Raw genomic sequence first — 8,450 nt, forward strand, 5'->3', positions numbered from 1 at the left:
GTGCGCGCAAGGTGCGCCTCGACACCTGGAGCGTGGCGCGCAAACTGCACGCGGCCCATGCCTATGCCAGCCAACTGGCCGGAGACCCGGAGATCGGGCTCGCGCCGATGCTCGCCCAGGTGCTGCTGGAGCGGATGCGCGAGCCTTATGAGATCGTGTTTGTCTAGATCCAAACTCGTCTATACCTGTTATTTCTGACAGTAGCGGCCCCTTGGATGTGCGACTAAGGTGCAGTCGAGAAAGCCATGCCAACCCTTTGCATTGGCCGATGTTTTCAGAATGGGGTAACCGGCAGTCCCTGATCCGTATCGCGTTCGTTGTTGCCATGGTCCGAACCGCACCTGCTTGCCCAGGTGCCGGGCGATGCTTGCTTCGAACGAGGACGGGTCATGCGCACATCGAGATCTGCTCTGTTGCTGGGTATCAGCTCAATCATTGCCGTGACGGCATGGCCACTCGCCTCGTATGGCGCATGCACGGTCAACAACACCGCCGGCGATGACATCTCCACGTGCGACAGCGCCTCGGCGCCGGGTTTTACCGACACCGGCGGCAACAACACCCTGAATATCAGCGGCAGCGGCGCGATCAACGGCAATGTCACCTTCGGGGCAGGTAACGACCTGGTGGACGTGAATGGGCCGACGGCGGCGCTCAACGGTTCACTGAACCAGGGCGACGGCGCGAATATTTTCCGGCTGAACCAGGGCACCGTCACCGGCTCGGTCACCCAAGGCGCCGGCGCGGATGTGGTGCAGATCACCGGCGGGCAGGCGGGCGCGATCAGCCAAGGCACTGGCATCGACAGTTTTGCCATGAGCGGCGGCACCATCGCCTCCCTGGCCCAAGGCGATGGACTGGACACCTTCAACATGAGTGGTGGCGTCATCACAGGCGCCTTTGAAGATGGCGACCACGCCACGATGACGGGAGGCACCATCGGTCGGGTCGACATGAAGCTCGATGACAACGTGTTCGACATGCAAGGCGGCACCATCCTGGGCAACCTGGTCACCGGGTTCGGCAAAGACCATATTCTGGTCTCGGGCACCAGTTACATCGGCGGCAACATCAGCACCAGCGGCGGCAATGATGTGATTGAAGTCAGCGGCGGCGTGGTCAACGGGCAGATCCTCGCCAGCTTCGGTGACGACCAGTTGATCTGGCACGATGGCGGCAAGATCAACGGTTTGATCGTCATGGGTGCCGGCAACGACACCGCCCTGCTGACAAACCTCAACGAAACGCTGCTGTCCTCCAACCCGCTGGTGGATGGCGGCCTGGGCAACGACACACTCACGTTCGACCACACGCAGACCGACGTCCCGTCGCGCTACACAAGCTGGGAGCAGGTGCTGGTGGTGAATGGCTCGGACCTCAAACTCGGCGGCGCTTTCACACTGGGCGACAACGAAACCGGCACCGGCAGCATGACCCTCGACGGGTCCAGCAAATTGACCGTCACCACCGGTTCACTCAACCCCTTCACCGCCGGCCAATCAGTCACCTTGAACAACGGCGGCCTGATCGACATGACCACCGGCAGTACCAGTGCCACCGACAGCCTGACGGTGAACGGTAATTACAACGGCAACGGCGGCGGGCTCGCGCTACAAAGTGTACTGGGCAGCGACGGTTCACCCAGCGATTTGCTGGTGATCAGCACGGGCACGATCAGCGGCACCACCCCCATCAGCGTGAGCAATCTCGCAGGGCCGGGTGCCGAAACCGTGCAGGACGGTATCCAGGTAGTCCGGGCAATCAACGGTGCCAGCGGCGGCGGCACCCACTTCACCCTGGCAAACCGGGTCTCCGCAGGCGCCTTCGACTACTACCTGTTCAAAGGCGGCGACAAAGCGGGCTCGGGTGAAAACTACTACCTGCGCTCATCGGTGCCGGTGACGCCGCTGCCAGGCCCGGTGACGCCGTTGCCCGAACCGGTGGTAGGCACGCCTGAACTGCCCTCCAATCCGGGCATCACGCCGATCCCGATCTACCGCCCGGAAGTGCCGATCTACACGGTATTGTTTCCCGCTGCGCAACAAATCGTCGAGGCCATGCTGGGCACCTATCACGAACGCATGGGCGATCAGAGCCAGCAACAGCAGACCGGCGCCTTCCCGGCCGGTTGGGGGCGCATTTATGGCAACAGCAGCCGCCAGAGTTTCGCCGGCACGGTGAGCCCTACGCTGAACAGTTCGCTGTCCGCGTTCCAGATCGGTACGGATGTGTATGCGAACACCCCCGACAACGGCGCAGTGCAGCGGGCCGGTTTCTTCGTTGGCCACAGCCGCTTGAAAGGCGACGTCAAGGGTTTCAACGGCGGCTGGCAGGACAAGGCCGCCGGCAACACTACCCTGCGCGGTGACAGCCTGGGCGTGTACTGGACGCTGATCGGCGCCAACCAGGCCTATCTCGATCTGGTGCTCATGGGCACCCGTTTCGATGGCAACAACGAATCGGACCGAGGAGTGAAGATGAAGACTCGCGGGCACAACGTCGCCGCTTCCGCCGAGGTCGGCTGGCCGTTCCAGATGACGGCCGATTGGGTGGCTGAGCCCCAGGTTCAATTGTTCGTGAGCCAAACCAAGCTAGACAGTCAGAACGATGGCATCTCCGACGTTGCCTACAACGCCGACACCAGCGTCACCACGCGCCTGGGCATACGTCTGCGCGGCGACTATCAGCTGCGCGGCCTGCCGTTGCAGCCCTACGCGCGGGCCAATCTCTGGCATACCGGCGCCGGGCAGAACACCGTCACCTTTAACGGGGTGACGGACATCGACACCGAACAGAAGTCCACCTCCCTGGGCCTGAGTCTGGGTGCCACGCTGGAGGTGGCCAAGAGCGTCAGCCTGTACAGCGAAGTCGGCTATAACCGCAACCTGGATAGCCAGAGGCTCAACAGCCGACAAGGCACGGTGGGCCTGCGAATGGAGTTCTGACGGCTAATAAAGAAGAACACGGTCACTGTGGCAAGGGCGCTTGCTCCCGCTGGGACGCGAAGCGGCCCCAACAGAGGGGACTGCTACGCAGTCCAACGGGAGCAAGCTCCCTCGCCACGGGCTACCGGTTGCAGCTCTATCGCTTAACTGACCGGCAGTAATTCTAAAGGCCCCTTTTTTTCACCGTACCGCCACGCAATAGCGTCGGCTTGACCGCCAGCCCGCTGGCGGTTGCGGCCTCACGCAACAGCGGCGACTTCGGATGATTTCGCGCGCGGGCGGCAAACTGCCACCCAGCAAAATGTGAAAAATTTGTTAAGTCATTCCCCCCCAAGCCTTTTTTGGCCGGATTCAATCTGTCACACTGATACGAATAGTTATCGATTCGCTTATCATTCGCCGTTAAAGGCGCTCGGGGAGGCTCAGATTCATGTTCGTTCAACAACCTGTCGGCACGCGTTTTTCACCCAGTCTACTGGCATTGGCCATCTGTCTCAGCGGCACCCAGACAACGCTGGCGGCCGACACCGAAAAAGCACCGGCACCGCTTGAACTGGGCGCCACCGAGATCAGCGGTGAGCAACTGGGCGAGACCACCGAAGGCACCCAGTCGTACACCACCGGGCCCATGGCGACGGCCACCAAGTTGCCGTTGACCATGCGCGAAACCCCGCAGGCCGTGACCGTGATCACCCGCCAGCGCATGGACGACCAGGCCATGACCAGTGTCAACGATGTGGTCAAGAACACGCCCGGCCTGTTCCTCAGCCAGGCTGAAGGCCCGGGCCGTCAGACCTACAGCTCGCGCGGCTTCGACATCGACAACATGATGTTCGACGGCCTGCCCAGCGCCTACTCGGGCTACGCCAACAGCGTGCAGCCCAACCTGGCGATGTTCGACCGGGTCGAAGTGATTCGCGGCGCCACCGGCCTGGTCACCGGCGCCGGCAACCCGTCGGCAGCGATCAACTTTGTGCGCAAGCGCCCAACCGCTACGCCGCAGGTGTCAATCACCGGCGCCGCCGGTAGTTGGGATGACTACCGCATGGAACTCGATGCATCCAGCGCCTTGAACGACAGCGGTACCCTGCGCGGCCGTGTGGTCGGCTCGTACCGCGACGCCAACAGCTTCCGCGACAACGAAACCAGCGACCACGGCCTGTTCTACGCCATCAGCGAAGCCGACCTGAGCGAAGACACCACCGCCACCCTCGGCTTCTCCCGACAGGAAGACCAGACCAACTTCTTCTGGGGCGGCCTGCCCATCGGCACAGACGGCCATCACCTGAACCTGCCCCGCTCCACCAACCCCGGCAGCGACTGGGAAAACAAGGAGCTTGCGATCAACACGGTGTTCGGCGACGTCGAGCACCGCTTCGACAATGGCTGGAAACTCAACGTCTCCGGCTCCGCGTCGCAATTGGACGGCGTGTTCACCGGCAGTTACCAGTCGCGCTACCAAACCGAGCTGGCGCGCACCGCCTACCAATCGCACCAGGACAACAAACAATACGCGTTCGATACCTTCGCCAGCGGCCCGGTCGAGGCCTTCGGCCGCACCCACGAAGTGGTGGTCGGCACCAGCAAACGCATTTACGACGCCACCTCCAAGGAATACAGCCCTTACGACACCAATTACCCGCTCAACGGCGCCAAACCCGACTTCCAGCGCAACGGCAAAACCCACAGCCTCACCACCCAGGACGGCGTCTACCTGACCACACGCCTGAACCTGGCCGACCCGCTCAAGGTCATCCTCGGTGCGCGCCTGGACTGGTACGACTACGACGACCGCCAAAGCCAAGACGGCGACTACAAAGTCACGCGCAACCTGACGCGCTATGCCGGGGTGATCTACGACCTCGACGAGCACCACTCGGTCTATGCCAGCTACACCGACATCTTCACCCCACAAAGCGAAAAAGACCTCTCAGGCAAGGTGCTGGAGCCGATCGTGGGCGAAAATTACGAAGTGGGCATCAAGGGCGAATACTTCAACGGCGCGCTCAACGCCAGTCTGGCGGTGTTCCAGGTCGACCAGAAAAACCGCGCCACCACCGCCGCCACCCAGGCCGGTTGCCCGGTGCTCACCTGCTATGGCGCAGCCGGCCTGGTGCGCAGCCAGGGTATCGACCTGGAACTGCAAGGCGCCCTCACCGAGAACTGGCAAGTCGGCGGCGGCTTCACCTACACCCGCGCGCATTTCATCAAGGACAGCAACCCCGCCAACGACAACCAGCGCTTCGACACCGATACCCCGGAGCGCCTGTTCAAACTCACCACGTCCTACCGCTTCCAGGGCCCGCTGGAAAAACTGCGCATCGGTGGCAACGTCTACTGGCAAAGCCGCATGTACAACGACATCGCCCTCACCAACGGCAGCTACTATCGCCTGGAGCAAGGCAGCTATGCGGTAGCGGATTTGATGGCCGGTTACCAAGTGAACAAGCACCTGGACCTGCAAGTGAACGCGAACAACATCTTCGACCGCACCTACTACTCGGCGATCGGCGCCAGCCCCACCTGGGGCTCCACCGACACCTACGGCAACCCGCGCAGCTTTGGCGTGACGGCGAAGTACAGTTTCTGACGGTTGCGGCGCCCACGGCTACCGGCTCGGGTAGCCGTTTTCGATCTTCAGGTTGGCGCAGAAGACGCACGAACGCAGGCTTCATCCGTGCGCTGAGAGAGGAGGACACGCCCCATTAGTAGAGCGATGCAAGCCCCTGCGCAACGCGGCGCTCACGCATCGCGGTTTCCGTCTCGCGCGTCGCCAGTTCGCCTTTGTACTCCATCTGGCTAAAAAACAGCCCGGCCACGTACTCCTGGGCAGGCACCGAGCCAGGGCTGTTGAACAATGGCACCAAATCAAGCGTGGCGGCGAAGTTCTCCTGGGTCAGGCTGTAGCGGCCCATGTAGTTACCGGACCACGGCGAATCGGCATCGACCATGTCGATAGATGCGTCGCGGAACGTAATGGCGGCGGCTTTCAGATCCTTGGATTGATTCAGCAGCAGGGTCAGCCGCTGAGTCTGCGAACTGCTGAGCTCGCCGGCCTGATTGAGCACCTTCAGCGCGCCATCGGCCTCCACCGTAAAGCCATATTTCTTGCCGGCTAAATCCGGATAAGTCGCTGCCAGCGTTGACTGGAACGTATTGAACGTGGCTTTCAGCGCGCTTTGCGCGCCTTTGGCGATCTCGACGAACCGAGGAAGCGCTCGCGATGCGGACCGACCGACCCAGGTATCGATAGCCTCCGGCGATTCCATAGATTCAACGTCTTTGCTGGGATGGTAGACGGCTGCAGGGCTGGCGCTGGCCAAGACGTCCTTCGCGACATCCGTCAGAGGCTTGGCCACGAGTATCGGGTCAGAGGGCGTAAGGCTGGTATTGGCGGGCGGGATATAGGTAGCGCTGAAGGTAAGCACCATTTCATCGGTCCATGATTGATTGGTTCATAGAGGTTATCGACGGCGATGGGTCAAGCTTTAGGGCTCGGATTATCTTACCCCCTCAAGCGCCTTTATCCTCGACCTTCCCAGCCTGCTTGCCTTCTCCGGCATGATCGCCCACCCCTCCGACGCGTTGGCGGTAGTGCTGCAAACGTCGGAGTTGTTGTTCTACGCGATCAAGATCGTCGTGGCGGCGCATCTGTTGTATCTGGCGATTCAGCTGTGGCGGCCGACCCGCAGACGCAGGACGAATCGGTTACGGCCAAGGTGGGAATATGGGCGCTGGCGCGTCAGGAGTTTTGGTGGCAGCGGGTAATCCTGATGATGCGCACTATGAATTATTCTGACGGACTGCTTTCGGCCCAGAGTGTGTAAAAACGCTTCGTAAAAATTGAAGTGCGCGCGTCTACGTTAAATCTGAAATTTATCGGCACGTCAGCAGATGTGGATTTCGCTCAGATGCGCGATTTTTAGTCCGGTTTTGAGTGCCTGTGGCGTTCGAAAACGTTTTTACACAGCCTCGGTCGGCCGCCGCCGCTGGCGACAGGCACAAATCCGCCAAAAGCAGTCCTTGCGTGGGCGCTGAATGGGATGCGGTTTGCGTCTAAAGTGATGCGGGTTCGAATCTCTTCTTCACCGCCAAATCATTAAAACGCAAACCCATGATTTTCCGAGAGAAAGTCTTGGGTTTGTGGTTTTTCGCTTCCGAAAAAATGGCCTCATGGGACTGGCGCTCTATTTTGGTGTGAAATGTTGAGCCTTTCACTGGGTGTGCAGGGTGAATTTAATCCAGCCGCCGATCCCAGTCCCCTCCCCGGCTGCGCCATACAGTATTTGCATAACGCCGATCTTATGTAGATTTATAACGTGAATGTTGTGCTTATTAAGCCCATATTGACTCGGTATTCTGATCGCTGTGGATACGCCCAACCTGAAGCTGATGAATTGTAGAAAATTCACAGGAAGGTTCAGTACTTCAACGCTATGATGAGCTCAATGAAAACCATAACGCTCGTGTCGGGTCGATTAACACCCAAAGCTCTTTCTGTGGGCTTGGTAGCATTCATCTTTTTGGTCTGTGTCATGCTGGTGTCCGCAATTGCTTGGCAGTTAAAGCAGTCGGCGGACGAACGATTGATGAATGCAAAAATTGCTGTCCGCAACATTGTTCGGGCCTCCGAGCAGCAGGCTCAAGATACCTTGCGTCAGGCTGAAAGCATTCTCAGCAACCTTGCAGAGCGCGTTGAAAATGACAAACTTAGCAACGAACAGAGAGTTCGTTTATCCAACGTAATGGCCAACAACGTTGAGGCAACTGACGGAATTCAAGGGTTGTTCATTTACGACGAGAATGGCGACTGGGTTGTTAATTCGTTCTCCTCAGAGACAGTCGCAAAAAACAATAGCGATCGTTCTTATTTTATCTACCACAGGAACCATCCTGGCACGGCCATCCATATAGGCGAGGTGATTTTTAGCCGCACTACCGGCGACATGATCATCCCTGTCAGCCGTCGCACTCAATACCCCGATGGCCGCTTCAGCGGCGTGGTTTTGGCGACGTTGCCCGTCGCATACTTTCAAAGTTTCTTTGAGCGTTTAGACGTAGACAAACAAGGAGTGATACTGCTTGCACTGAATAACGGTAATTTGCTGGCACGACGACCAATGATTGACGCGCTAATGACGACTAATATCGCAAAGGGAGAGCTGTTTAGTCGATATTTAATACACAGCGACGAGGGAACAGCAACCCTGACGTCCGTCGTGGACGGGATAGAACGCGTCTACGCATACAGCCGCATACGCGGCCTTCCGATCGTGGCTGCAGCCGGATTATCGTTAGATTCGGTATTTGCAACATGGTGGACTTACGTCTATCACGCATCAGTTATGGTGGGGCTTATAATTTTGGTGCTGACCAGCCTAGTGGACTGAGCGGTTAATTCATTTATCTAATGGTAACGATATACTGTGCGTCCAATGTCATGGATTGGTTATGCGCATGGCCCGACCGACTTCCCCCTTCGCTTTAATGCCTTCCGATCTCATC

At 59.1% G+C, this 8,450-nt stretch carries 4 protein-coding genes and 2 pseudogenes; 5 read left to right on the forward strand and 1 reads right to left on the reverse strand.

Annotation, left to right across the window (positions count from 1 at the left end; all coding sequences use genetic code 11):
- The 3 genes and pseudogenes from L9Z73_RS20305 to L9Z73_RS20315 form a co-directional block, all read left to right on the forward strand.
- A pseudogene (locus L9Z73_RS20305) lies at window positions 1–167 on the forward strand (PIG-L family deacetylase); the annotation flags it as partial.
- Between the two features lie 222 nt (window positions 168–389).
- Window positions 390–2,945 (forward strand): autotransporter outer membrane beta-barrel domain-containing protein, encoded by a 2,556-nt coding sequence (locus L9Z73_RS20310; protein WP_247404628.1) that lies wholly within the window; start codon window positions 390–392, stop codon window positions 2,943–2,945.
- A gap of 430 nt (window positions 2,946–3,375) precedes the next feature.
- Entirely contained in the window at window positions 3,376–5,535 is a 2,160-nt protein-coding gene (locus L9Z73_RS20315; protein WP_247404631.1) for a TonB-dependent siderophore receptor, read from the forward strand.
- 115 nt (window positions 5,536–5,650) lie between these two features.
- On the opposite strand, the gene L9Z73_RS20320 is transcribed toward L9Z73_RS20315, so the two are convergent.
- Entirely contained in the window at window positions 5,651–6,376 is a 726-nt protein-coding gene (locus tag L9Z73_RS20320) for a hypothetical protein (protein ID WP_247404634.1), read from the reverse strand.
- A gap of 103 nt (window positions 6,377–6,479) precedes the next feature.
- Between L9Z73_RS20320 and L9Z73_RS20325 the strand changes: the two are divergent.
- Window positions 6,480–6,717 (forward strand): annotated as a pseudogene (locus L9Z73_RS20325) (LysE family translocator); the annotation flags it as partial.
- Between the two features lie 676 nt (window positions 6,718–7,393).
- On the forward strand, window positions 7,394–8,335 hold the full coding sequence (locus L9Z73_RS20330; RefSeq protein ID WP_247404637.1) for a cache domain-containing protein: 942 nt from the start codon (window positions 7,394–7,396) through the stop codon (window positions 8,333–8,335).
- Window positions 8,336–8,450 lie beyond the last annotated feature (115 nt).

The organism is Pseudomonas emilianonis, from assembly GCF_023072625.1.
Classification (GTDB): domain Bacteria; phylum Pseudomonadota; class Gammaproteobacteria; order Pseudomonadales; family Pseudomonadaceae; genus Aquipseudomonas; species Aquipseudomonas paraveronii.

Excerpts from the sequence above, each read along its gene's own strand:
- L9Z73_RS20310 (WP_247404628.1), top strand. The coding sequence starts at position 390 with ATGCGCACATCGAGATCTGCTCTGTTGCTGGGTATCAGCTCAATCATT.
- L9Z73_RS20315 (WP_247404631.1), top strand. The coding sequence starts at position 3,376 with ATGTTCGTTCAACAACCTGTCGGCACGCGTTTTTCACCCAGTCTACTG.
- L9Z73_RS20320 (WP_247404634.1), bottom strand. The coding sequence starts at position 6,376 with ATGGTGCTTACCTTCAGCGCTACCTATATCCCGCCCGCCAATACCAGC.
- L9Z73_RS20330 (WP_247404637.1), top strand. The coding sequence starts at position 7,394 with ATGAAAACCATAACGCTCGTGTCGGGTCGATTAACACCCAAAGCTCTT.